This is a genomic window from Bradyrhizobium forestalis, assembly GCF_002795245.1.
Classification (GTDB): domain Bacteria; phylum Pseudomonadota; class Alphaproteobacteria; order Rhizobiales; family Xanthobacteraceae; genus Bradyrhizobium; species Bradyrhizobium forestalis.
In genome coordinates, this window is sequence record NZ_PGVG01000019.1 from 36,514 (window position 1) to 58,091 (window position 21,578).

Sequence of the window (21,578 nt, forward strand, 5' to 3'; positions counted from 1 at the left end):
ATCCGTGAGGTGCACTGTACTGATCGCACCGCGGCGGTTTACGAGAGTTGGTGCCTATAATAGTACAAAAGAAAACCCCAGGTTCCAGCCGGGGTTTTCGACTGCCGCCCGGGCGGGAGGAGCGGATTGCTTATGGCAGGCGCGAGCGTCATTGTGTCCTCGCCATCAAAATGGCTCGGGATCTTTCCGGGTTCACTGGGTGAGGAGGGCTTCGTTGGCCGTTTTCTAGGCGGTAATCTCGAGAAGTGTCGGGCCAACTCATCGACAACGAGACCATCCACCCGGCTCGCCGGCAGCGGACGCATGGCAATGATCAAAAAAGGAGCAGATGCCAGCACGCCCACCTCATTCTGCTTTAGTGTCCTGAACCAGAAATTCGCGACGTTGCGATGCCTAGCGTTCGCGGCAACTCGCAGATGGTCGGGATGGTGATGGCCGTAGGTTTCGCGAAGCGTCTTTTCGCTCATACCTAGGAAGCCGGCGGCCTCCCACATCGGCGCCGCACGCTGCATCAACCACGTTGCCGCGGTGTGCCGCAGCGTATGGGGCGTCACGTTGCCAAGAGACACATCGGGCTTTGCCAATCGAACCGCTGAAGCGAAGCCCGTCTTTACAGAAGCAACGGGCTGGCCGTTCCATTCCACGAAGTGGCTCTTTGAGATTCCCAGCCGCGACCACCGCCGCAAGTGCGTGAGGAGCCGCCGCGGCAAAGGCACGGGCGTTTGGCGTTTGGTGGTCGCGCGCTTGCCTATCGCCAGTCGGTAGAAGATGCCGCTGACCACGCGAGCCTCCGAAGTCCAGATGCGTCCGGCGTTGGCTGCGCTTCCTTCCATCACGCCCGTCGGCATGGCCGCGCTGCTGCCGGGAGCCTCCGCGACTTTCTCGGTCGTCTCGAACAAGGATAAGCTCGGCGCTTCGATCGACGGCACCTTCCTGCCGGATCTTTCGGCCCGCCAGAAGTTTCTGAAGTCGCACATTGTGTTTCGGCATGGAATAAGGACCCCGTTTTCGGGGTGATCGGCATCCAATCGGGACCCCGGGATAAGGGTCCACAGTGGCTTCCATCGAGTCATGGAAGCCGAGGTTGGGATGCTGGTGGTGGAGACGATTGGTAAGATCCGTCGCGCCTACTTTGTTGATGGTCGTCCGATCAAGGCGATCTGCCGAGAACTCGGCGTATCGCGGAAGGTGGTTCGCAAGGTCATTCGTTCTCAGGCGACGAAGTTCCGGTATGAGCGCGAGACGCAGCCGCTCCCGAAGATGGGTGCCTGGAGTGCCGAGCTTGACCGGTTGCTGGCAGGGAATGAGAGCAAGTCGGCGCGGGAACGGCTGACGCTGATCCGGCTATTCGAAGAGCTTCGCGGCCTGGGTTACGCCGGCGGCTATGATGCGGTTCGTCGATACGCACGACGGTGGAGCAAGGAACGCGGCACCTCGACAGCGTCGGCCTATGTGCCGCTCAGCTTTGCACCAGGCGAAGCCTACCAGTTCGACTGGAGCCACGAGGTCGTCCTGCTGAGCGGCACCACGGTGATGGTGAAGGCTGCTCATGTCCGGCTCTGTCACAGCCGCATGCTGTTCGTGCGGGCCTATCCGCGAGAGACGCAGGAGATGGTGTTCGACGCCCACGACCGGGCGTTCGCCCTGTTCAAAGGCACCTGCACCCGCGGCATCTACGACAACATGAAGACCGCTGTAGAGACGATCTTCGTCGGTAAAGGCCGTCTCTACAATCGCCGCTTCCTGCAGATGTGCAGCCACTATCTGGTCGATCCGGTTGCCTGCACGCCAGCGTCGGGCTGGGAGAAGGGGCAGGTCGAGAACCAGGTCGGGCTGGTCCGCGAACGCTTCTTCACGCCGCGGCTGCGGTTCAAACATCTCGACGAGTTAAACGCCTGGCTACTCGACAAATGCATCGCCTACGCCAAGGCTCATCGCCATCCGGAGTTGGCCGATCAGACGATCTGGGACGTGTTCGAAGCCGAACGCCCCAAACTCGTCCCCTATGCCGGCCGCTTCGACGGCTTCCATGCGGTGACGGCATCGGTCTCCAAGACCTGCCTGGTGCGCTTCGACAACAACAAGTACTCGGTCGCAGCCAGCGCGGTCGGACGGCCGGTCGAGGTTCAAGCCTATGCCGATCGCATCGTGATCCGTCAGGATGGACGCATCGTTGCCGAGCACCCGCGATCCTTTGGCCGGGGCGATACCGTCTACGACCCCTGGCATTATGTGCCGGTGCTCGCCCGCAAACCCGGCGCCTTGCGCAACGGTGCTCCCTTCAAGGACTGGGTGCTGCCGGCCGCGATCGAGCGAATCCGGCGCAAGCTTGCCAGCACCGATGATGGCAATCGGCAGATGGTCGACATCCTCAACGCGGTGCTGACTGACGGTTTGTCCGCGGTGGAAGCGGCCTGTGCCGAAGCGCTCAGTCACAGCGTCCATTCCGCCGATGTCGTGCTCAATATCCTGGCCCGTCAACGTGAACCCGCCCCACCGGCCAACATCATGACGCCGGCCGCACTGACGCTCCGTCATGCACCGATCGCCGATTGTGCCCGCTACGACAACCTCCGGAGGACCATCTGATGGAACGAACCCAAATCTTCGACCTCATGGGCGACTCAAGCTCTACGGCATGAAGGCTGCCTTCGACGAGATCATGGCAACTGCCGTCAAGCGCCAGCATGAACCTCAGCGCATTGTCGGCGACCTGCTCAACGCCGAGATCAACGAGAAGCAGGCCAGGTCGATCAAATACCAGCTCACCATTGCCAAGCTGCCGCTTGCCAAGGACATCGCCGACTTCCAGTTCGACGGTACGCCGATCAATCAGACTCTCGTCAATGATCTCGCTGGCGGCGGCTTTATCGCCCAGCAACGCAACGTCGTGCTGGTTGGCGGCACCGGCACAGGCAAGACCCATCTGGCCATCGCCATTGCCAGAAGTTGCATCCGCGATGGTGCCAGAGGACGCTTCTACAACGTCGTCGATCTCGTCAACCGGCTCGAGACCGAGACCCGCAACGGACGGCAGGGACGGCTCGCTGAGCATCTGACCCGCATGGACTTCATCGTTCTCGACGAGCTGGGCTATCTGCCGTTCGCGCAATCGGGCGGTCAGCTCCTGTTCCATCTCATCAGCCGGCTCTACGAGCGCACCTCCATCATTGTCACCACCAATCTTGCGTTCGGCGAATGGCCCAGCGTGTTCGGCGATGCCAAAATGACCACCGCGCTACTCGACCGATTGACCCATCACTGCGACATCGTTGAGACCGGCAACGACAGTTGGCGATTCAAAAGCCGCGACGATGTTCAAACAACCCGCGCTCGCGCCGTCTCCGCAACCCCGACCAGCTCCGACGACCCGAGCGCTACCAACAGAGCGCGCCGATCAAAGGGGTCCCTTTTGGATGCCGATAGGGGGTCCCAGTCGAACGCCGATTGACACCCAAATGGGCCAAACGAAAACAAAGGGATAGTGCTCCCAAACCCCCGCTATCACCGGCGGAGAAAGCTGCCCTTGATGCCTTCAAACAAGAACGCGAGTCGGGCAGCAGGTTGATCCGGAAGGGCGAGAACCCACCGCACAAGAAGCGATCCGGCAAGCGCAACTTCGCCAAAGTAAAATCCGCAAAAGCCAGTCCATCGGTCATCAAGCCGAGCCAATCGCGACCCACCCCAGGGTTGACAGAGATCCAGCAGTCACAGCGCTTCGGTCGATCGAGAAAGGTCACCGTCGAGTTTGCTTCGAAGGGGAAGCCCAAACCTGGATGAGCCCTGCCACCCTCAGCCGGCAGCGATCTCGGAGCACCGCTGGCGAGCGTAGTCCCACGCCGAAAACTTCGCGGAGGCATCCGCTGGATTGTCGGGAATGATGAAGGGATCTTCGCCGAACAACGTGTAGCTCTCGAAGAGGGCGTCGGCCGTCATCCCTGGCTTGAAGGCGTCGATCAGGTATTCGTCCACGATCGATCGACACGCGGCGATGGCTTCTTCAGGAGTACCGAAGACACCGTGTTTCACGCGCTCGGATTCGTCCTGGTAGTGGAAGTTGTCGTCGATCAGGACCTGGTAGCCCATGTTCGTCTCTCGATTTAGGCCAGAGCCGTTGCCTCAGGGTTAGAATACGATCCGCGTGCCTAGCGGTCGCCCCGGCGAGCTATGATGGCACTATCAGCGTGTCCTTTAACTTGAGGTCTGATGGCGACCTGCGATGGCCTTGGACTCTGAAAACAGCGAATGAGTGAAGCTTGCCGAAGGGGGCGGCTTCCTCGACGCTCACTCGATCCCTGAACTGCTGCATCGATCCGCCTCTGGGAAAGAGATCAAGGATCAGGAGCGCCGAGAATGTGACGCTCGAAACCTGATACGCCACCAATTGTCCCCCGAATTGAATGAGTGCCTGCGTATTCGTTAGGTCGTCGAAGCTCCGCTTGCATTCGGTGATCAGAGTGTAGCCCTTATAGGCGAATTGTACGTCAGCTCGCCCGCCGCCGACTTCCTGAGGTTGGCGGGTGCACAGCCTGCTCAGACTCGAGAGACGGATAGCGGTTATGTAATCCGCCTCGATGGCAGCCTCGAGCGGCTTGTCGGTTGCTTCGGTGAAGAGATACTTCGCCTCGCCGGACTGAGCGTTATCGCATTTGGCCACAAATTTCAGCGTGATGAGCAGAATTTGTATGAACAGATTCCTCGCAGGTAGTTGCCCGCGGAAATCTTCGTTCTTCGAAAGCTTCGCTATCATCGAATGCAAGAGTTCTTCGACGATAGGATCCGTATCATGGAGGCTGAATTCGCGTTCCACGCCAGCGATGGCTTCATGTAATTCCAGCCTGTCGGTGGCTGAAGGTCCCTCCAATGTTGCGCTCGCGGCGAGTGTGGAGGGCGCACCCGCCGCGTCAAAAGCCTGCCGCGTTATGGCGCCCTCGAGCTGCGTCTGGACTTGGCCACGGAAGCCCTTCGCTTGTTCGTACCATGGCGACCGCGCCTTGCTGGCCAGCCATTCGTCAAGCATTGCCAGCCTGGATTTTTCCTTGATGAAAGCCGTTTGAATCGTGGGGCCGGTTATCGCCTCGATGCCTCCATCCGTCGCCCGTCGAAAAATTGTCCTGCTCGCCGACAAAATATGGAAAAGCTGCTCTTCGATCACACGGATGCCCTCGAGCCAGGCGTCGCGAGCGAGACTTCCTGCCAGTTCCGTCAGCTTGAGCGCAAGCGCTGCCCAATGCGCCGCTTCCGTTGTGCGAAGACCTATCCACGATTGGTCGGGCGGCCGATGATCCTCCACCAGGTGGATGGACAGGTAGTCGAACAGTCGCTGTTCAACCGCTTTGAGTCCGTCTTGCACTTCGGCAATGGCGGTGCCGTTCGCGAAATCCACCAGGACTCCGACGGTTGCAAAGAACAGGCCGGCGTCTGCGCGATCCTCGCTATTGATCGAGGCGTTTCGGAACCAATGTCGGCTGTCCTGGAACAGTGCAAGAGCCTCGGGTCGCTCCCGGGAGCCAAGAGCCTGCGCGAGGAGCACCAGTCCTAACCCGAACGCCGCCTCATCGGCGGCCTCGTGCACTGAGTAGAACGCCTGCAGCAGGTCGACAAAAGCCTGATCCGGTCGTTGGGAAGCCACCACGCCGGCCACTGCTGCCGCATGGCGCAAGAACTGCGGATCGTCGGTGAGGGAGACGGCGAGCAAGTCTCCTTGGAGCCAATGAATCCGGGCGGCGTGTCCCTGCGCTAAATAGAGTGCCCCCTTAAGTGCCGCTGCCCGGGTTCCGTAGTGCTTCTGGGTCGTGAAGGCCGAACGGCGAAACGTTGAAAATGTGATCTCGGCGACGGCTTCCGGAATGGCCAAGCCGCCGCAGACTAAGGCGACGATCTCTTGCGCGGCGCCGGGGTCATGGAGACGATCAATCAGAATCTCTGCCGCCTTTGAGGCCGCGCTCGGCATGGGAACAGCGCAAATGCACTGAAAAAGATCAGCAGCTAGTGGACCGTCTCCAAGCTCCTCAACGACGTATTTCCAGTCAATTGCTTCGTCTCCGGAGACGACCGGAGACTTTCCGATCCGGAGAGCGTCAACCAACGCCCGGGTGTTCGGCGTATTCACGCGCGTCTCTCCAGTTAGAACAGATGGTCGTCGCCCTTGGCATACTCCATTCCCCTGCAAGGGACATCCTGGATCTTCGGTCGCATCACCGCTCCAACGATGATCTGCATATCCGGATTGGCCTCCAGTACGCTTGTGAGGTTCGCGAGTAGGGAGGCGAAATCGTCCTCAGACATCTCCTGGGCGGCAGGCGAGTCGAGGACGACGAAGCCAGGATGACGTCCGACGCCCGTCCACTTTGCGGTCTCGATGGCGGCTAACGCCGCTGCAGTTCGGAACCGCAGCTTCTCGCCCTCGTTCAATTTCGTGAAAGTCGTCTCAGTGTTACCCTGTCGAATGCCGATCTTGTTGAGCTTCACCTCCACGCTCTGCAGGTTTTCGACGCCGAGGGCGGCAGCGATGCTATAAAGGCGTTCGGAAAAGTGCCGCAGCATGCTCGTCTGCATGCCCTCGAAGCACTCCTTGGTGACCTCGAACGCGCTCTTTAGCACCCGTGCGTCGGTAGAAGCGACCAATTTTGGCTCTTCCGGCAACTGCTCCTGCAATTCCTGGATTCTCGCATCGAGTCCGACCAGTCGAGTCGCCACCTCATGGCCGCGGTCGTCTGCCCGGAGAATGTCTGACGCCTTCCGCTGCCTTTCTTCGGCTGCGTGCAGACGCGCCTTTGCTGACGTCAAAGCGCTTTCCTTTGTTGCGCGGATCTGCTCGAGCGAACTCAGAGCCGACGCGGAGCCTGTGACCTCTCGCTTGAGAGCTGCAATCCTTTCCGCGGAGTCGTCGTCGGGCACGACTGGTTCCTGTCCACAGAGGCTACAATGGTGCTGTTCAGTAGCCGCCTCGTTCACCCGAACGGCCGCATCGCAGCTAGGGCAGCTCTTCGGACGCAGGCTTCTAAACAGGTGACCGGCGCCGACCTCGTCCTTGACCTGCTGGAGCAAGTTTTTGGCTTCAGCAGAGGCGCTTTTCGCCTCCAAAATCTGACCGCGAAGCTCTATTAGCTCTCGTTCGCAACGGACCTTTTCCTCGAGCGCCGCGGCTATCTCTTCGTCGGCGGCCTTTTTCTCGATCAACGCAAGATCGCGGTCGGGAAGAGCTTTTTTGTCCGCAATCGCAGAGGTGCGTTCGGTCTCGAGCTGTGCGATACGTGTAAGGAGCTTCGTCCTCGGTGCTTTTGTCGCCTCGCCGATGCGCGCCGTGTCGGCTTCCACCTTCTTCAACGATGCCTGCAGTTCGGTATACGTTGAAATCCACGGCAAGCCGATAAAGAGTTGCAGCAGCCGCATGGCCAGGCCATCAGCGGTCTCTTCCCCGAAAAGGGCGTCGCTGGCCCCGGTGAGGAACAGGGCGGATCCCATTGACGGCCAACCATGGTGCTTGAAGCCTTCGGTTCTCTTCTGGAAGGCTCGGAATTTTTCGAATCCTAGCTCCTGCATGAAGAAGTCCGACATGACCTCTTCGAAGGCGTCGGGATCTTGCTTCGTCGAAAGGATGAGCCATTCCCCTGATTCCTGGCGTTCGAGAGATGCCAAGAATGCGATGTTTTCATCCCCTTTGCCGTCGCCCTTCTTTGAAGTGACGCGATGAAGAACGCCGTCTACGGAGAACTCCACCCGCAGCATAGACAGCCAATTCCAAACGTCGGGCTTCATCGAGCCGGGGAATTTGCCCTTTATGGCTGCTTTGAAGGTGTTGAGAACCGAGCTTTTACCTTTGGAGTTCTTGTCTGAGGTGATGATCCAAAGTCCCCGGTCGAGATCCTTCCAGGTGTAATCGAACGGACGGTCCGGCAGGTCCGCTTGGTGCTGGTCCTTCAGTCCTGACTTCACGCCGCTCAATCGTACCGATCGAAGCAATATGGTCTTTCGGCGCGGGACGATCGAATTGACCTCGACCCCGTGGCGCTCGAGGACGTCGTCTATAGTCTGTTCATCGCAACCTGACTTATCTGCGATCAGACTGCGCCATTCCGCGACCGTGGTCTGCGGGATCTCGATGTCCTTATTCATCACGCCCCCGTCAAATCCTTGAGCCGTCGGAGCACCCGATCCTTGATGCCGGGGATCTCCGCACTCCATTGTGTGCCATCATACTCTGGCACCGCATATTGCATGTCCTTCAGCGCGGAACCGCTTTTGTCGCCAGCGACAGAGAGTGCGAGGTGAGTCCGATCTTCGTACCATTTGATAGTCGGCTGCTCTTGGACTGCGTCCCGCAGAAATCCGGCAGCCCGTTGGTAGATGAGGAAGTCGTGTTGAATTCCTGTCGGGATGCTCTTCTTCATCGGCTTGACGAGATTTCGAGCCGACAGGATGGCGAGTGCGTCCTCGATCCGGTCAAAAGCGCCGTATCTCCAGCGGAGCACTTTGATGGTCCGGACATCGGGTTCGTCCCGATCGAAGATCTTCTGGATCTCCGAAATCAGGTTTGCATCCTTCGACTTTTCGTACGCGTTCAACAATTGATCCGCCAAGTAGTCCGGATACCGCACCCAGAAATCGATCGCCATCAACCGCTTTTCGCCCTCGAAGATGCCAATTACACCGGGTGGTGCTTCGGTCGGCTCGGGCGTGCGAGCTCCCATATGCAGTATGAAGAGCAGGCGCAGCGCGTCGCGATATCGGAAACCGGTTTCCACGTTAGCTCTGCCAGTCCAGATGGTTAAGTGCTGCAACTATCCGAGCGCCGCGCCTGGATTTCAACCGCCGCGAGCGGGCCGTTGGTTTGATTCCACGTCTTTTTCGCCTACCGCAGCGCGGTGAGGATGGCAGGCAGGGCAGCGCTGATATCGACCTACACGGCGAACTTTGAAGCGTTGAAGACCCCCCTCGGTTTTTTCGCGCTCAAAAAACGACGAAAAAATCGAGCCAAAATTCGTCAGGCGTGTCAGCGGGATGTGAGATCGAGTCGTTTTCAAAACGAAATCGAGTCGTTCTTAAAGCGGAAATCGAGTCGTTTTCAAAGTGTCCGCATACCCTCCTCCTCCTTCTTCTTCTTGAAAATATTGGTGGGCCCGGCAGGACTCGAACCTGCAACCAGACCGTTATGAGCGGCCGGCTCTAACCATTGAGCTACAGGCCCAGTCCTGGCGACCACCGAAAAGCAGCCAGCAAGGTTGCAGGGGATCGTTTATCGGGTGGCTGGCATCCTTGCAATGCCAATTAGAACAAGTGCGAGGCTAAGTCTCACCGCGGACCAGAACAGGCAGATCGGCCAGGCGAGCATCTCGCCTTCCTACAGCAGGAGCGCCGGCAGTTTCGCCGAGACACGGTGAGCACGGCCGCTCACCGCGTCCTTTGCTCCCGTCGCAGATGGTGAGGTCGACGTCCGCGGCAATCGCATCCACGGGGGTCCGAGCGGCCTCGCCTGGCAAAGCATGAAGCTGCCGAAAAGCCAGTGGTTAGCTGCTGTATTGTCGTGTCGCTCGGATACCTGCGCTCCACGCGTATAGCAGGGCTCGTCATTCAATTCATATCCGCCGATCGCGCGGAGCTTGAGTTCACCGGGTTGTGTGAGGCGATGGTGCGCGCGTTCCGCCAATGCCGGTCGATCGCGAGTTCTCGGAGATCAGAGAAAGCTCCGCCGACCTCGAAAAGCTCGGTCGTCGCGGCGAGAGACGACAACTGTGCCTGTGCTGCCGCGAGCTCAGACGCATCAAGCTGTTGCGGGTCCTGTTAGCGGCCTGTCGAGTGTTCTCGCGAGCTCGTCGACGCCGGCGAGGACTGCTGCACGCGCACCAAAAGCAGCGCTGAAAAAGCTTGCCGATGACCTGTTGCACCAGGGATCGTTCCGCGGCAGGTCGGCAACGGCGTGCGTGAACGTGCGGGTTCGCGCCTTAATCCACTCCGTCGTATCGCTAGCGACGCGCCGCGCAATTCCAGCGAGGGTCGCAAGCAAGACCAGCTGAACATATGCCGTTCCAAAAAACCGGCTCTCCGTCCTAAATCTGGGACCAAGAATTCGGTCCTCGGGGATAGCTACATTCTTGAAATCAGTTGTACCGCTCGCGGTGGCCGAAGCCATACCAATCGTCGTGGATGCTGACGCCGGGCTGATTGGTGTCGACGAGTACGGCGATCCGCTTGCCGCTCTGGTCAGCCGCTACGATCAAGTTATCGGCGTATAGCGTGCCAGTTCGTAATACTTCGTGCCATCGAGCCGCAGTCCGCCTCCGTCCGAGGTCACCGCCGTCCGGTAGCGATCGGCGGCGCCGGCGCCCAACTCGGTCGTGGCGCCCCCGATCAGCGCACTGTTAGCGATGGCTTTGATCTCATTTCGTCGTCGGCTCTCATTCTCCTGGAGGAATGCCGCAATGAATTCGCAACGAATTGGACGAAACGATCGTGAACAGAACGCGATCGGCGGGCTTGCGGTGTCAAGAAAGTCAATGACTTAGAAGATGTTCACTGCGTTCGGGACGCAGGGGTCGCAGGTTCGAATCCTGCCACTCCGACCATTCTTTCAAAAGTCGACGTTTTCCAGAGACTTGGCGGGCCGGCCCGCCAGCGCCTCGGGACGCCTTTTTGCAACGATTTTCGGGGTGGGTCCACGGCTGATTTGGCCCAAGCAGGGCGGCTTGCCGCGGCGGCATGGCTCAGGCTTTGCGCGGAGATCAAACCCAATCAACCCAAGACACGTCGGCTCAGTGCCGAATAAGCCTACCCCCAGCAGGGTGGGCTATCGCATTTGAAGACTCTTCGTCTGCGGCCATCCTTCGAGACGCCCGCCTGTGGCGGGCCCTCAGGATGAGGACGCAGCGTGCGGCAGCAGTTTCAACGGGCACCGACGTTGCTTAGCCTCATCCTAGGAGACCGCTGGAAGCGGTCGTCTCGAAGGACGAGGCGCGCACTCAGGTGCCTCCAGCAGCTCGTAGCTCGTAGGATGGGTAGAGCCCTTGCGAAACCCATCATCATTTGAATCTCTTTGAGATGATTGCGATGGGTCCGCTTCGCTCTCCCATCCTACGCACTAGGTCGACTTTTGAGCCTTCTTGACGACCTTGAGAAGGGTCTCGTCGATCCGGCTCTGCCATCCGCGCCCGGTAGCCTTGAAATGCTCCAATACACCCGGGCTCAATCGCAGCGACACCAGCTTCTTCGTAGGGGCCTTATTGGGACCTCGGCCCCTGCGTATCCCAGGGAAGACTTCGTCGAACGATTTGGCTTTGGCCAAATCGCTTTCGGTCCACTCTGGATTATTGCTGACCGCGCGCATATCGCTCGCGGTGTAGCGCTTCTTAGCGGCGGTTCGCTTCATAGAGTTCTTTTTCCTTCTTGCTGGCGGGGCGCTGGCCCTGTTCAGCATGTCCGCTCATGGCAATCCCTACCGCCGCGCCACCAGCATCCCGACCAGAAACGCCACCATCAGCGACGGCAGCGGCGCTTCGGAATAGCTCCGCGACAACGCAACGAGGCGCGCTGTCACAACGCATGTCGCGCCGCCGCAGAGGCTCGTCCTCGTGAGGCCGCTCAGATCGACTCCACGAACGCCGTCAACGATCGTTCGATCGGTTGGATGTTTCCCTGCGCAGGCAACGCTGCGTAAATGTCGCCGCCGAGATCGGCGGGCAGCTTGCATCCGGACTCCCGGATGATGAGAACGTTGTTCTTTCCCTTCAGCCCGATGAAGTAGCCTGCTTCGAACACGACGTTGTCCCGGGGCACCGCGGCGATGCCGGGCGGCGGATCGGCGAGATCGTCATCCTTGGTGAAGAGGAATATGCCGCCGATCGATCTCGCAGCCGCCTGCTCGATCTGGTCCAGGATGGTCCGCCCCGGAATGAAGTCCGATTGCCAGTCCAGCACCTCGGCGCCGAGGCTTTTCAGGTAGGTCTTGATCGATTGCGCGGTCGGGCTGGAGGTGCTCGCGTAGCCGAGGAAAACGTCCTTGCGCTCCCTCAGCTTGCTCAGCCAGTAATTGAACGGCACCAGGAATTCGTCCGTGTGCAGCCAATCGACGTCCGCGTTGCCGTCAAATCCGCCGACGAAGCCGGCAAAGTTGAGGTCGAATACGACGCGGCGCTTGATGTCGCGCTGCGCCAGGACCAGCATCGGTAATCCGAGCGTCCGGGTGAGCGCGCCCTCATAATGGTTGAATTCGGTCGGCAGGAGGACCGGCTGCGAATTCGCGTCATTGAAATTCCAGCGTGCCATTCCGAGCAGCGCGGCGCCGACGCAGCGTCGCGCGATTTCATCCGCGTCGCGAGGGTGCCAGGATCGCGAAGATGCCAGCCCTGGCTTTCCTCTCGGATTGGTGAAGACCTCCGGGACGAAATTGTGCTTTTCGATCTCGTCGACGATGGCCCATTTCAGGCGATTGAGGTTCGGAGGCAACCAGGGATCCGCAGGCAGGCTCACATAAATTCGACGCGTGACCGACATTGGCTATCCAGACAATCAAATGCATCCAAAAGCTGCATGGCCGAAATATATCTACCAGTCTGACAGGGTGCCCCGTTCAAGTCAAAGGGGTTGCTTGCAAGTCAACGCAGTTGCATGTGGACGCGACGGGGCGGTCAGCTCAGGAGGTCTGGTGCGGTCCGGATTCGACGCGTCCTGATCTTCACCGCCGCGCCACCAGCCCCCCACCAGGAACGCCACCAGCAGCGAGGGCAGCGGCGCCTCGCGCACCATGCGGCGGACGATGTCCGGCCAGTACCTCGTAGGATGGGTAGAGCCCTTGCGAAACCCATCACTTGAATCTCATTGAGGTGATTTCGATGGGTTTCGCTTCGCTCGACCCATCCTACGTCCTTCCGGAAGACTCGATCGCGGCGATCTGGTCAGAGTCTCAGAAGGTGCTTCGCCAAATTGCGAACGATAGCTCCGCGCGAAATCCCCCATATGCCAAAATCCGCAGGCAAGTGCGCAGGCTTTGACGGTGCCGCTGCCCGCCAGCAATTGTTGTCGGACAAGCCATAACCGCCTCAGGCGTAGATATCGATGGAGGCTCATTCCCCGGAACCGCTGAACAGCATCGTGCATGGTTCGTACCGAGACGCCAACTTGGCGCGCCAGCTCCTCGCTGTAGACCGGTCGGCTAATGCACCCGGACAAGACAGCCTGAATGTCCCGGAAGATCCTGAATTGGCGAATGGAGTTCGCCCGAGAGGTCCACTTCGCATCAACAATTTCGGCGAACGCGGTATCGATCGCGGCAAGAAGCGACTCACGGATCGCAAACGAAATCTCGTTCGCATCGAAAGCGCCGATGTTCCCGGAATTGAACAGGATCTGATTCACCAGTTCGCGCAGACGATGCTGTGCACTGGCGTCCGTTTCAAATACCTTCCAGTTGGGTCCTGTTTCGGGCCATCCACGATCTTGCATGTCCTTCGCGAAGACGATTGACGTGTACTGGCGCGCGGTTCGTTCAACCGTGGTGTAAACCGAGCCGCCCCCGCCGATCGTGATGACCGACCGATCTCGCTCCACGCCGTTGAACCGAATGGGCGCCCCGTCATCCATCGAGAAAGCTACGGCGGTGCAATTCGGGCCGAGCTGGCCTTCCACTATTCGTGGAAAGGATTGCGTGTAATTGATGTCGCAACCCGGCAGGTTCAGAATGACCTGCGCGGCGGAGATTTTCCGCACGAACGGCGTAAATTCTACGTCCAGGTTTCGCACCGAGCTGCGAAACTCGTCGACATCGCTGAAGCGTAAGAGCTTAGGCGCAAGTATCGGTAGACCTCCCTGCCCATCGGGCCTCTGAGTGAGTGCACCTCGATATGATCGGTGTCATTTCATAGCTCGAAGACCGCACTCGAGCCACCGCAACATTTGATCCCCGGAGTAATACGGTGCGCCCCGGAGTATTACGGGCCGCGTTGCCGTAAGACGGAATAGGCATCTCCAGCGCCTGCAGAATTTCGACACCGATTCTTCTGATGTCTTCGGTTTCATGCAACCAGTTGCCGCTGAGCATACAGCCTCTGTTAACAACTTGAGCATGAGAGTTACTGCACGAGAACGGGCGTCAGTACGGCGGATCGACGCTACGCAATCTAATTCATGGTTGTGCGCAAGACCGTCCAAGCTGGGCTTCCCGAGGAGACGAAGTACGCCTGCCCCGTTCATCAGTGTGTAGTCTGTTCAGTTTTCTTGCTGATCGCTTTGGATGCGAAATGGGCATGAAGCCCAGAGATTGCAACGCTCATGTGTACGGTTTTGAAATTCCGTCGGCTTCGCCAATGCCCACCCAATAGGGCAAAGCGGTGGCACTATGGGCCATCAACTGTTTTGACGCAGGCCGCTGCGCTCGTCTCGATCGTTGAAGCTCGACAGATTCGGTCAACTGAGGATCTGCGCCGAGCGATCTTCGTTCTCGATCTCGCGAATGCCTGCATCCGATCGTTCATCGACCAATTGCCGAGCGGGACCATGACAAGTCAGTTGCTGTCTCAGTCCGAAAGGCTTGAACGGCTCCTCGCGGCTGCGCGCAGCGCGCAGCATACCTCCACCGAGAGTTACTCATTTGAATCCAGTGCCTCTGCTTCAGGGGATTGCGATGAGATGGAATAATCGAAAGGCAGCCCGCGTTCACTTTGAACATAGGCACCTGGTCAACATCATGGCCGTCGATGGGACGTGGCGTCGAAGTTGCGTCCTCCTCGACGTCTCCACAACAGGCGCCAAGCTCGAAGTAGAGGGGGCTACCGACGCGCTTAAGACTCAGGAGTTTCTCCTGGTTCTGTCCTCCACCGGTCTGGCATTTCGACGGTGCGAGTTGGTCTGGGGCAACGGAACGCAGGTTGGCGTCCACTTCATCACGGAAAAAGCAAGAAAGAGGGCGCTTCCAGCCAGGAGAGATATTCTCGCTCCGGCGCGATGGGCAGGGAGTTGCCCATCTTGAATGACCAGTATTTCACATGCAGCTAGTCTCTTCGCGGACGGTTTCCTTCATCGACGTCTCGTCGCTTGCAATTTGCGAAGCCAAAGAGGCGCTCTTTCACGACGAGAGCAATGGCTTCATTCTCTATCTCACGGGCGGGAGCCCCTCGTCAGCCTCGGAAGAGCGATTGCTATTCCTGGAATTGCGTGAGGCATTGGTGTGGTTGAACGAGCCCCCCGAGGATCAGGGATCGTTTTGGGAGTGAAGGCACGGGTCCAGCCCCTCAATGGAGACGGCTCTCATGTTTGTGCAGGTTCTGGCTGATGAAGCGGCCAGGTTGTCTGGTCTTTGCCGGATGCTCGATCGAAGATTTCGTGTTGAAGGTGAACGACTGGATCTGGACGCAAAGCTCTCGGAACTGCCTGACGCACTGGTTGTCCGGGCGGATCTCCGGACCATCGAAAACATCGCCGCTCTCAAGACGAGAAGTGCTTGGATGGCCAGGATCCCCAAGCGCATATTCCTTGTCGAGCAGCCATCTCACGCCTGCCTCTCGCAGGCTTATGCCCTGGGAGCCACGCTCGCCGTGATGGGCCCAGTCAACCCGTCAAAGTTATTTGCGGCGCTGGCCGATCGAGCAAGACCAGGCGAGACTGCTTCGCCAGCCGGCGGGACGGACAATGCGGTCGATGTTGCGACTGCCGCCATCGGATCGATGTTCACTGCAGTGTCTTTGGGCGAGCCGATTGATGTCATCGGGGCAAGGCAAACTGGGAGGAGGATCGCTGATCGGATCACGGAGCGCGGCTTCACTGAATGGCTCACGGCCGTGCGGCGCCACCACGAAGGAACCTACCAGCACTGCCTCCTTGTTACCGGTGTGGCCATCGACTTCGGGCTAAGCCTGGGATTGAGGAGAGACGATCTTGAGAGGCTGTACACTGCCGCCATGTTTCACGACATCGGCAAGGCAGCTATTCCGCTGGCGATCCTGGACAAACCCGGGCGGCTGGACGCCGAGGAGCGGGCGCTCGTCGAAACGCATCCGGTGAAGGGATATGACTTTCTAAAAGCTCAGGCTGGAATCCCGGCTGAAATTCTGGACGCGGTTCGACATCATCACGAATATCTCGATGGCAGCGGATATCCGGATGCGCTCTGTGCCGAGAGCATCACCGATATCGTCAGAATGTTGACGATTGCCGACATTTTCGCCGCCCTCATTGAGCACCGGCACTACAAGCCGACCATGCCCCGGGCGGAAGCGTACGGCATTCTCGCCAGGATGCAGGGCAAACTCGAAAAGGCTCTCGTGATTGCATTCAAGGACGTCGCGCTTACTCGGTAGCCGCGGTTGCTGGCATGCGCTGACGAGGCTCGTTGGGACGTCGGCAGCGACATCGAGGCACTGCGAGAGCCGGGACCGCTTGCCGTCAGTCGAGGCTACCGCCGCGCCACCAGCACCCCCACCAGAAACGCCACCAGCAGCGAGGGCAGCGGCGCCTCGCGCACCATGCCGCGGACGATGTCCGGCCAGTGCTGCTCCGGGACCAGTCTTGGCGATCGCACGTGGGGCGCCGGCTCGATGCCCCAGCTTGATGCGAGCTCGGCGATCTCGCTTTGCGCGAGGCGCACGCCGTCGCGGACGCGGAAGACGGCGGCGTCGGACCGTTCGCGCGGCGCGAGCAGCATCAGCGTCTCGACGGCCGTGCGCAGCGTCATCTCGCCGTAGCCTTGCAGTCGCACCGACTCCTCGGGGTCGGATGTCATGCGAAATCCCTCACGGCGCGAAGTGGCGCGCGATGGTGAAAGCCGCCGCCGCGCACAGGACCAGCGTGGATACCGCGCCGGCCACGCCGCGCGCGAGATGGGCTCGCGTCAGGTGCCTGGTCATGATCTTGCTCCATGCTCTCATGGAAATGGCCGCCGTGGAGCTTGGTTCCTTGCGCCACGCGCGAATCGCCGCGTTCGTGGTGCGTAGGATGGCTAGAGCCCTTGCGGAACCCATCACTTTCGTCGGGGCGAAGGGTTTCGCTTCGCTCTACCCATCCTACGAGCCGCCCAATCGTCGGGCGACCTACTTCCGCAGCAGCTCGCTCAACGCCGCCGTCGCCTCGGCGCAGCGGATGTCGTCGATCTCGCGCGACAGGCTGAGCGCGCTCGATCTCAGCTCTTCGAGCTTCCAGTTGTCAGGATGCTGGTTTTCGAGCTGACCGAGACGCTTGTTCAGATCGTCCAGTCTTGATTGAAGCTGCCCGATGCTGGCGGCCCCATTCACTTTCCAAACGCGTTGTGCACGCATCGTCATTCCCCTGATAGTCTCACGGCCTTGTGAGAGCGGTTCGTGGCCGGAATGGGAGTTTGTTTTGTCCGGCTTCAGACCGTGGGGAACCGTTGCAGATCGGCAACGAAGTTCCGGGAGTTGTCGGCTTGCACGCGCCAGCGCCGCACGATTGTACCCGCGAGGCACGAAATTTGATTGTGCCATCGGCATGAAGGGTCGAGACGGCCTGTGCGCGCGGTGCATCGCTGGATAGGCTTCAGGCCCGACGCACGCGGAAACGTAAGGAATGATTCGTGACGAGATTTGTGACCATCGCAGCCGGCCAGCTTGGCCCGATCGCGAGGAGCGAGACCAGGACCGAGGTGGTGGCGCGGCTGATGGCGTTGATGCGCCAGGCGCGGGCTTGCGGATGCGACCTGATCGTCTATCCCGAGCTGGCGCTGACCACGTTCTTTCCGCGCTGGTACTTCGAGGACCAGGCCGAGATCGACAGCTTCTTCGAGCGCGAGATGCCGGGGCTGGAGACGCAAGCCCTGTTCGACCTCGCCCGTGAGCTCGGTATCGGGTTCTGCCTCGGCTACGCCGAGCTGACGACCGAGGCCGGCATCGTCAGGCGCTACAATACCTCCATTCTCGTCGACAAGAGCGGCGCGATCGTCGGGAAGTATCGCAAGGTCCATCTGCCCGGCCATGCCGAGCACGAGCCGTGGCGCGCGTTCCAACATCTGGAAAAGCGCTATTTCGAGCCGGGCAGCGGCTTTGGCGTCGTCGATGCCTTCGGTGGCGTGATGGGCATGGCGATCTGCAACGACCGCCGTTGGAGCGAGACCTATCGCGTGATGGGCCTGCAGGGCGTCGAGATGGTGCTGATCGGCTACAACACGCCGGTGCACAATCCGCCCGCGCCCGAGCATGACGATCTCTCGTTGTTTCACAATCATCTGGTGATGCAGGCCGGCGCCTATCAGAACGGCACCTTCGTGGTCGGCGTCGCCAAGGCCGGCCTCGAGGAGGGCGTCGATCAGATCGGCGGCAGCTGCATCGTCGCGCCCTCGGGCGAGATCATCGCGGCCTGCACCACCAAGGGCGACGAGATCGCGCTGGCGCGCTGCGATCTCGATCTCTGCAATTCCTACAAGCGCACCACCTTCAATTTCGACGTCCATCGCCAGCCGCGGGCCTACGGGATGATCGTCGAGCGGAAGGGCGTGACGACGATGGCGGATGGGGCGCCGGTCCCGCGGAGGGGGTGACGCTCCCGTTGCCCGGGTGAGCGCCGCGATACCCGGGGAGTCACTCGCAAAGATCCCGGATGTCGCGGAGCCTGTCATCGGGCGGCGCTTCGCGCCGACCCGTTGGCTCATCCGGGCTACGGGTCCGGTGTCTGTGTCGCCCTCTGTCAACCCATTTGCGCCAAAATATTCCGCTTTACCGAAATTCGGAAATGGCGTATGTGTCGCCCATCCCGGCTCATTCTTGAGGGGCGATCATGTGGTCGTCATTGTCGCGAGCTGGGCTTGCGGTGGACGCAGCAGCGTCGTGTGCGAGATGTCAAGGGCAGGGCGGATTGCTCTCCGTGAGCCCAAAGGCTTCGTGCGGACGAGCGGCGCTGCTAGGCTTCGTCTCGTCTGTAAGTTTCTGGCTTTGTCGACAGGGTCGGGAAAACTGCGGCGAAATGGCGGGCCGTGCGTACGGCAAAACCGTGTGGTCCTGGCCGTCGTTGCTACGGTCAAGCTCTTGGCGAATGCGGCAGTCGCGTCAACCGGCGCGGGTGCCGGTGAATTTCGTGAGGGCGAGGGAGGCCAGAAGGAACTCGGCTCCCGGGAGAGCACGGCATAAGCCGTCCGACCATCGCGCAGGGAAGGCCGAGTGATGGCCACACCTGTATGCTGCTGTGCGGTCTCCTTTGCGCTAGTTTCGCGCAGCGGACCGCGGGTGCGAGGTCAGCACCCGGTCTTCCCTGCGCCCTCTTGGACCAGAGGGCGGCGAGATCAAGCAAAGCTCGGGCGAATTGAGCCGCGAGGATGAATACGCACGTCTGCGACCACACATTCGCTGTCATCGCCCGGCTTGACCGGGCGCCCAGTACTCCGAGACGTTTGTGATTGAACCGAGAGGCCGCAGCGTACTCGATTCCCCGCCCCAGTGCGCGATTGCGCACAAGGCGGAGAATGACAGTGATACTTGGGGAACGCGCCGTCGCCTCACACTCCGTCATTGCGCGCGCGCCACGCCGCTCACGTGCCCCGGACGCAGCGCAGCGTCCCCGGCGATGCGAAGCATCGTCCGGTGCGGTGCGCTGCAGAGCCGGGGCCCATCCATCTGCGCCGTACCATGTGGCCCTGGGTCCCGGCTCTGCGCCGCAACGCTTGACGCGTTGCAGCTTGTCCGGGACACGAGAATGACGTCACCGTCATTGCTCCCAATCACAACCACGTGTCTTTATTCGGAAAAGTTCATTCCCTATTATCCCGCAATGCAAAAGACCGCCCGCCGATCCCAGTCTGCCCGTCCGCCCGGCCGCCCCCGGGAATTCGACATGGACACCGCGCTCGACAGGGCCGTGCGCGTGTTTCGCGAGCGCGGCTATCATGCCACCTCGATCGGTGATCTCACCGCGGCGATGCGGCTCGCTACGGGAAGCATCTACAAGGCGTTTCGCGACAAGCATGCGGTGTTCCTCGCCGCCTTCGAGCGCTATACGGCGCTGCGCCAGGAGCAGACCCGCAGCGCGGCGGCGCGTGGTGCAAATGGCCGCGAGCAAGTCCGCAATGTGCTGCTGTCCTATGTCGAGCATTCCCAGGGCTCCGAGGGTCGGCGCGGCTGCCTCGTGGTCGGCAGCGCGGTCGAGCTGTCCGCGCTCGATCCGGTCGTCGGCGCCCGCGTCAACGCGCAGCTCAAGAGCAACGAGAGCTTCATCGCCGGCCTCATTCGCGAAGGCCAGGCCGACGGCTCGATTCCCCGCCATGTCGCGGCCGACGACACCGCGCGGCTGATGATCTGCATCACGCAAGGGCTGCGCGTCGTCGGCAAGGCGCGCCTGCCGCTCGACGGCGAGCGGCTCGTCGGCGTCGCGATGAAGCTGCTCGCCTGAATTTTTTGTCATAATAGGGAATAATCATTCCCTATACTATATCTGGAGTCGATGCGAATGACGATGAATGCCACGATCGAGACCGCGCCCGCACCCGACGCGGTGTCGCAGCGCCTGACCTTCGTGCTTGCCGCGGCCTGTGGCATGGTCGCCGCCAACATCTACTATGCCCAGCCGCTGATCGCCCCGATCAGCGCCGCGCTCGGCCTGTCGCATGCAGCCAGCGGACTGATCGTCACCATGACGCAGATCGGCTACGGCACCGGACTGCTGCTCATCGTGCCGCTCGGCGATCTCGTCGAGAACCGCGCCCTGATCTGCTCGGTGATCGCGCTTGGCGCCGCCGCGCTACTCGCCGCCGCATTCGCGACCCATGCGCTGCCGTTCCTGATCGCAGCGCTGTTCATCGGGCTCGGCTCGGTCGCGGTGCAGATCATCATTCCCTATGCGGCGCATCTGGCGCCGGAAGCCATCCGCGGCCGCGTCGTCGGCAACGTCTCGACCGGCCTGATGCTCGGCATCATGCTGGCGCGTCCGGTGTCGAGCTTCGTCACGGCCGTGCTGTCGTGGCACGCGATGTTCTTCTGCTCCGCCGCGCTGATGATCGTGCTCACGGCCATGCTCTGGATGACGCTGCCGAGGCGCAAGCCGGTCACGCGGATGCACTATGGCGAATTGTTGCTGTCGATGCCGCATCTGGTGCGGGCCACGCCGCTGCTGCGGCGTCGCGCGCTCTACCAGGCGAGCCTGTTCGGCGCCTTCACACTGTTCTGGACGGTGGCGCCGCTACAGCTCGCCGGCGAATTCGGCTTCTCCCAGCGCGGTATCGCGCTGTTTGCGCTGGCCGGCGTCGCCGGCGTGTTCGCCGCACCGATCGCTGGACGCCTCGCCGACCGCGGCCATAGCCGTATCGCGACGCTGGTCGCGATGCTGCTCGCGGCCGCCGGCTTCCTCGTGACCTCGATCGGCGCGCCCGGCTCGATGCTGAATCTCGCCTGTCTGGTGGTGGCCGCGATTGCGATCGATATCGGTGTCCAGGGCAACGTGGTGCTCGGCTTCCGCGCCATCTTCGCACTCGGGCACGAGCACCGCAGCCGCCTCAACGGTCTCTACATGGCGACATTCTTCGCCGCCGGTGCGGCCGGCTCCGCGGTCGGAGCCTTCGCCTTCGCGCAAGGCGGCTGGGCGCTGGCATCGGCCATTGGCCTCGCTCTGCCCGTCGCGGGCCTGCTCTATGCGGCGACCGAATAGCCGCCGGCGGG

At 60.7% G+C, this 21,578-nt stretch carries 17 protein-coding genes, 1 tRNA gene and 3 pseudogenes; 8 read left to right on the forward strand and 13 right to left on the reverse strand.

Going from position 1 to position 21,578, the window contains the following annotated elements; all coding sequences use genetic code 11:
• Positions 1 to 38: 38 nt before the first annotated feature.
• On the reverse strand, positions 39 to 899 hold the full coding sequence (locus tag CVM73_RS41650) for a tyrosine-type recombinase/integrase (RefSeq protein ID WP_347338468.1): 861 nt from the start codon (positions 897 to 899) through the stop codon (positions 39 to 41).
• Positions 900 to 1,089: 190 nt separating this feature from the next.
• Here CVM73_RS41650 and istA point away from each other — a divergent pair.
• Positions 1,090 to 2,580: pseudogene (istA, locus tag CVM73_RS21970) on the forward strand (IS21 family transposase); the annotation flags it as partial.
• Positions 2,581 to 2,588: 8 nt separating this feature from the next.
• Positions 2,589 to 3,310, forward strand: a pseudogene (gene istB / locus CVM73_RS21975) (IS21-like element helper ATPase IstB); the annotation flags it as partial.
• 482 nt (positions 3,311 to 3,792) lie between these two features.
• On the opposite strand, the gene CVM73_RS21980 reads toward istB, so the two are convergent.
• The 6 genes and pseudogenes from CVM73_RS21980 to CVM73_RS41810 all read right to left on the reverse strand — a co-directional run.
• A complete protein-coding gene (locus CVM73_RS21980; protein ID WP_100233957.1) occupies positions 3,793 to 4,086 on the reverse strand; it encodes a hypothetical protein in 294 nt (97 codons plus the stop codon).
• A gap of 79 nt (positions 4,087 to 4,165) precedes the next feature.
• Complete coding sequence (locus CVM73_RS21985; protein ID WP_146006644.1) at positions 4,166 to 6,112, reverse strand: hypothetical protein; 1,947 nt, start codon at positions 6,110 to 6,112, stop codon at positions 4,166 to 4,168.
• A 14-nt stretch (positions 6,113 to 6,126) separates the two neighbouring features.
• Positions 6,127 to 8,118: a coiled-coil domain-containing protein gene (locus tag CVM73_RS21990; protein ID WP_100233959.1), complete on the reverse strand. Its 1,992-nt coding sequence runs from the start codon at positions 8,116 to 8,118 to the stop codon at positions 6,127 to 6,129.
• Complete coding sequence (locus tag CVM73_RS21995; protein ID WP_100234043.1) at positions 8,118 to 8,747, reverse strand: hypothetical protein; 630 nt, start codon at positions 8,745 to 8,747, stop codon at positions 8,118 to 8,120. Before CVM73_RS21995 ends, CVM73_RS21990 begins: the two co-directional genes overlap by 1 nt.
• 367 nt (positions 8,748 to 9,114) lie before the next feature.
• Positions 9,115 to 9,190: transfer RNA gene (locus CVM73_RS22000), tRNA-Ile, on the reverse strand.
• Positions 9,191 to 9,573: 383 nt separating this feature from the next.
• Positions 9,574 to 9,747 (reverse strand): annotated as a pseudogene (locus tag CVM73_RS41810) (hypothetical protein); the annotation flags it as partial.
• 347 nt (positions 9,748 to 10,094) lie between these two features.
• On the opposite strand from CVM73_RS41810, the gene CVM73_RS39775 reads away from it, so the two are divergent.
• The gene (locus CVM73_RS39775) at positions 10,095 to 10,235 is read left to right on the forward strand and encodes a hypothetical protein (protein WP_157336773.1); all 141 of its coding nucleotides are present in this window, start codon (positions 10,095 to 10,097) and stop codon (positions 10,233 to 10,235) included.
• An 842-nt stretch (positions 10,236 to 11,077) separates the two neighbouring features.
• Here CVM73_RS39775 and CVM73_RS22010 read toward each other — a convergent pair.
• From CVM73_RS22010 to CVM73_RS39780, 4 genes are all read right to left on the reverse strand, one after another.
• Entirely contained in the window at positions 11,078 to 11,365 is a 288-nt protein-coding gene (locus CVM73_RS22010) for a BrnA antitoxin family protein (protein WP_100234044.1), read from the reverse strand.
• Positions 11,366 to 11,577: 212 nt separating this feature from the next.
• Positions 11,578 to 12,489: a nucleotide-binding protein gene (locus CVM73_RS22015; RefSeq protein WP_100233961.1), complete on the reverse strand. Its 912-nt coding sequence runs from the start codon at positions 12,487 to 12,489 to the stop codon at positions 11,578 to 11,580.
• A gap of 321 nt (positions 12,490 to 12,810) precedes the next feature.
• On the reverse strand, positions 12,811 to 13,734 hold the full coding sequence (locus tag CVM73_RS22020; protein ID WP_245452401.1) for a helix-turn-helix domain-containing protein: 924 nt from the start codon (positions 13,732 to 13,734) through the stop codon (positions 12,811 to 12,813).
• Positions 13,735 to 14,397: 663 nt separating this feature from the next.
• Positions 14,398 to 14,559, reverse strand: a complete 162-nt coding sequence (locus CVM73_RS39780) for a hypothetical protein (protein WP_158237597.1) — start codon at positions 14,557 to 14,559, stop codon at positions 14,398 to 14,400.
• A gap of 55 nt (positions 14,560 to 14,614) precedes the next feature.
• Between CVM73_RS39780 and CVM73_RS22025 the strand changes: the two genes are divergently transcribed.
• A complete protein-coding gene (locus CVM73_RS22025; RefSeq protein ID WP_100233963.1) occupies positions 14,615 to 14,959 on the forward strand; it encodes a PilZ domain-containing protein in 345 nt (114 codons plus the stop codon).
• Between the two features lie 280 nt (positions 14,960 to 15,239).
• Positions 15,240 to 16,286 (forward strand): HD-GYP domain-containing protein, encoded by a 1,047-nt coding sequence (locus tag CVM73_RS22035; RefSeq protein WP_100234045.1) that lies wholly within the window; start codon positions 15,240 to 15,242, stop codon positions 16,284 to 16,286.
• A 95-nt stretch (positions 16,287 to 16,381) separates the two neighbouring features.
• Here CVM73_RS22035 and CVM73_RS22040 read toward each other — a convergent pair whose 3' ends face one another.
• Together CVM73_RS22040 and CVM73_RS22045 are read right to left on the reverse strand one after the other, a co-directional pair.
• Positions 16,382 to 16,708, reverse strand: coding sequence for a hypothetical protein (locus CVM73_RS22040; protein ID WP_100233965.1), 327 nt, complete (start codon positions 16,706 to 16,708; stop codon positions 16,382 to 16,384).
• A 307-nt stretch (positions 16,709 to 17,015) separates the two neighbouring features.
• Positions 17,016 to 17,240, reverse strand: coding sequence for a hypothetical protein (locus tag CVM73_RS22045; RefSeq protein ID WP_100233966.1), 225 nt, complete (start codon positions 17,238 to 17,240; stop codon positions 17,016 to 17,018).
• 275 nt (positions 17,241 to 17,515) lie between these two features.
• Here CVM73_RS22045 and CVM73_RS22050 point away from each other — a divergent pair, with 275 nt between their 5' ends.
• From CVM73_RS22050 to CVM73_RS22065, 3 genes are all read left to right on the forward strand, one after another.
• Entirely contained in the window at positions 17,516 to 18,475 is a 960-nt protein-coding gene (locus tag CVM73_RS22050; RefSeq protein WP_100233967.1) for an N-carbamoyl-D-amino-acid hydrolase, read from the forward strand.
• 1,223 nt (positions 18,476 to 19,698) lie between these two features.
• Entirely contained in the window at positions 19,699 to 20,316 is a 618-nt protein-coding gene (locus CVM73_RS22060; RefSeq protein WP_100233968.1) for a TetR/AcrR family transcriptional regulator, read from the forward strand.
• A 57-nt stretch (positions 20,317 to 20,373) separates the two neighbouring features.
• A complete protein-coding gene (locus tag CVM73_RS22065; protein WP_100233969.1) occupies positions 20,374 to 21,567 on the forward strand; it encodes an MFS transporter in 1,194 nt (397 codons plus the stop codon).
• Positions 21,568 to 21,578 lie beyond the last annotated feature (11 nt).

Excerpts from the sequence above, each read along its gene's own strand:
- CVM73_RS21980 (WP_100233957.1), bottom strand. The coding sequence starts at position 4,086 with ATGGGCTACCAGGTCCTGATCGACGACAACTTCCACTACCAGGACGAA.
- CVM73_RS22045 (WP_100233966.1), bottom strand. The coding sequence starts at position 17,240 with ATGCGTGCACAACGCGTTTGGAAAGTGAATGGGGCCGCCAGCATCGGG.
- CVM73_RS22025 (WP_100233963.1), top strand. The coding sequence starts at position 14,615 with ATGAGATGGAATAATCGAAAGGCAGCCCGCGTTCACTTTGAACATAGG.
- CVM73_RS22015 (WP_100233961.1), bottom strand. The coding sequence starts at position 12,489 with ATGTCGGTCACGCGTCGAATTTATGTGAGCCTGCCTGCGGATCCCTGG.
- CVM73_RS22060 (WP_100233968.1), top strand. The coding sequence starts at position 19,699 with ATGCAAAAGACCGCCCGCCGATCCCAGTCTGCCCGTCCGCCCGGCCGC.
- CVM73_RS39780 (WP_158237597.1), bottom strand. The coding sequence starts at position 14,559 with ATGCTGCGCGCTGCGCGCAGCCGCGAGGAGCCGTTCAAGCCTTTCGGA.
- CVM73_RS22035 (WP_100234045.1), top strand. The coding sequence starts at position 15,240 with ATGTTTGTGCAGGTTCTGGCTGATGAAGCGGCCAGGTTGTCTGGTCTT.
- CVM73_RS22010 (WP_100234044.1), bottom strand. The coding sequence starts at position 11,365 with ATGAAGCGAACCGCCGCTAAGAAGCGCTACACCGCGAGCGATATGCGC.
- CVM73_RS22065 (WP_100233969.1), top strand. The coding sequence starts at position 20,374 with ATGACGATGAATGCCACGATCGAGACCGCGCCCGCACCCGACGCGGTG.
- CVM73_RS21990 (WP_100233959.1), bottom strand. The coding sequence starts at position 8,118 with ATGAATAAGGACATCGAGATCCCGCAGACCACGGTCGCGGAATGGCGC.
- CVM73_RS22040 (WP_100233965.1), bottom strand. The coding sequence starts at position 16,708 with ATGACATCCGACCCCGAGGAGTCGGTGCGACTGCAAGGCTACGGCGAG.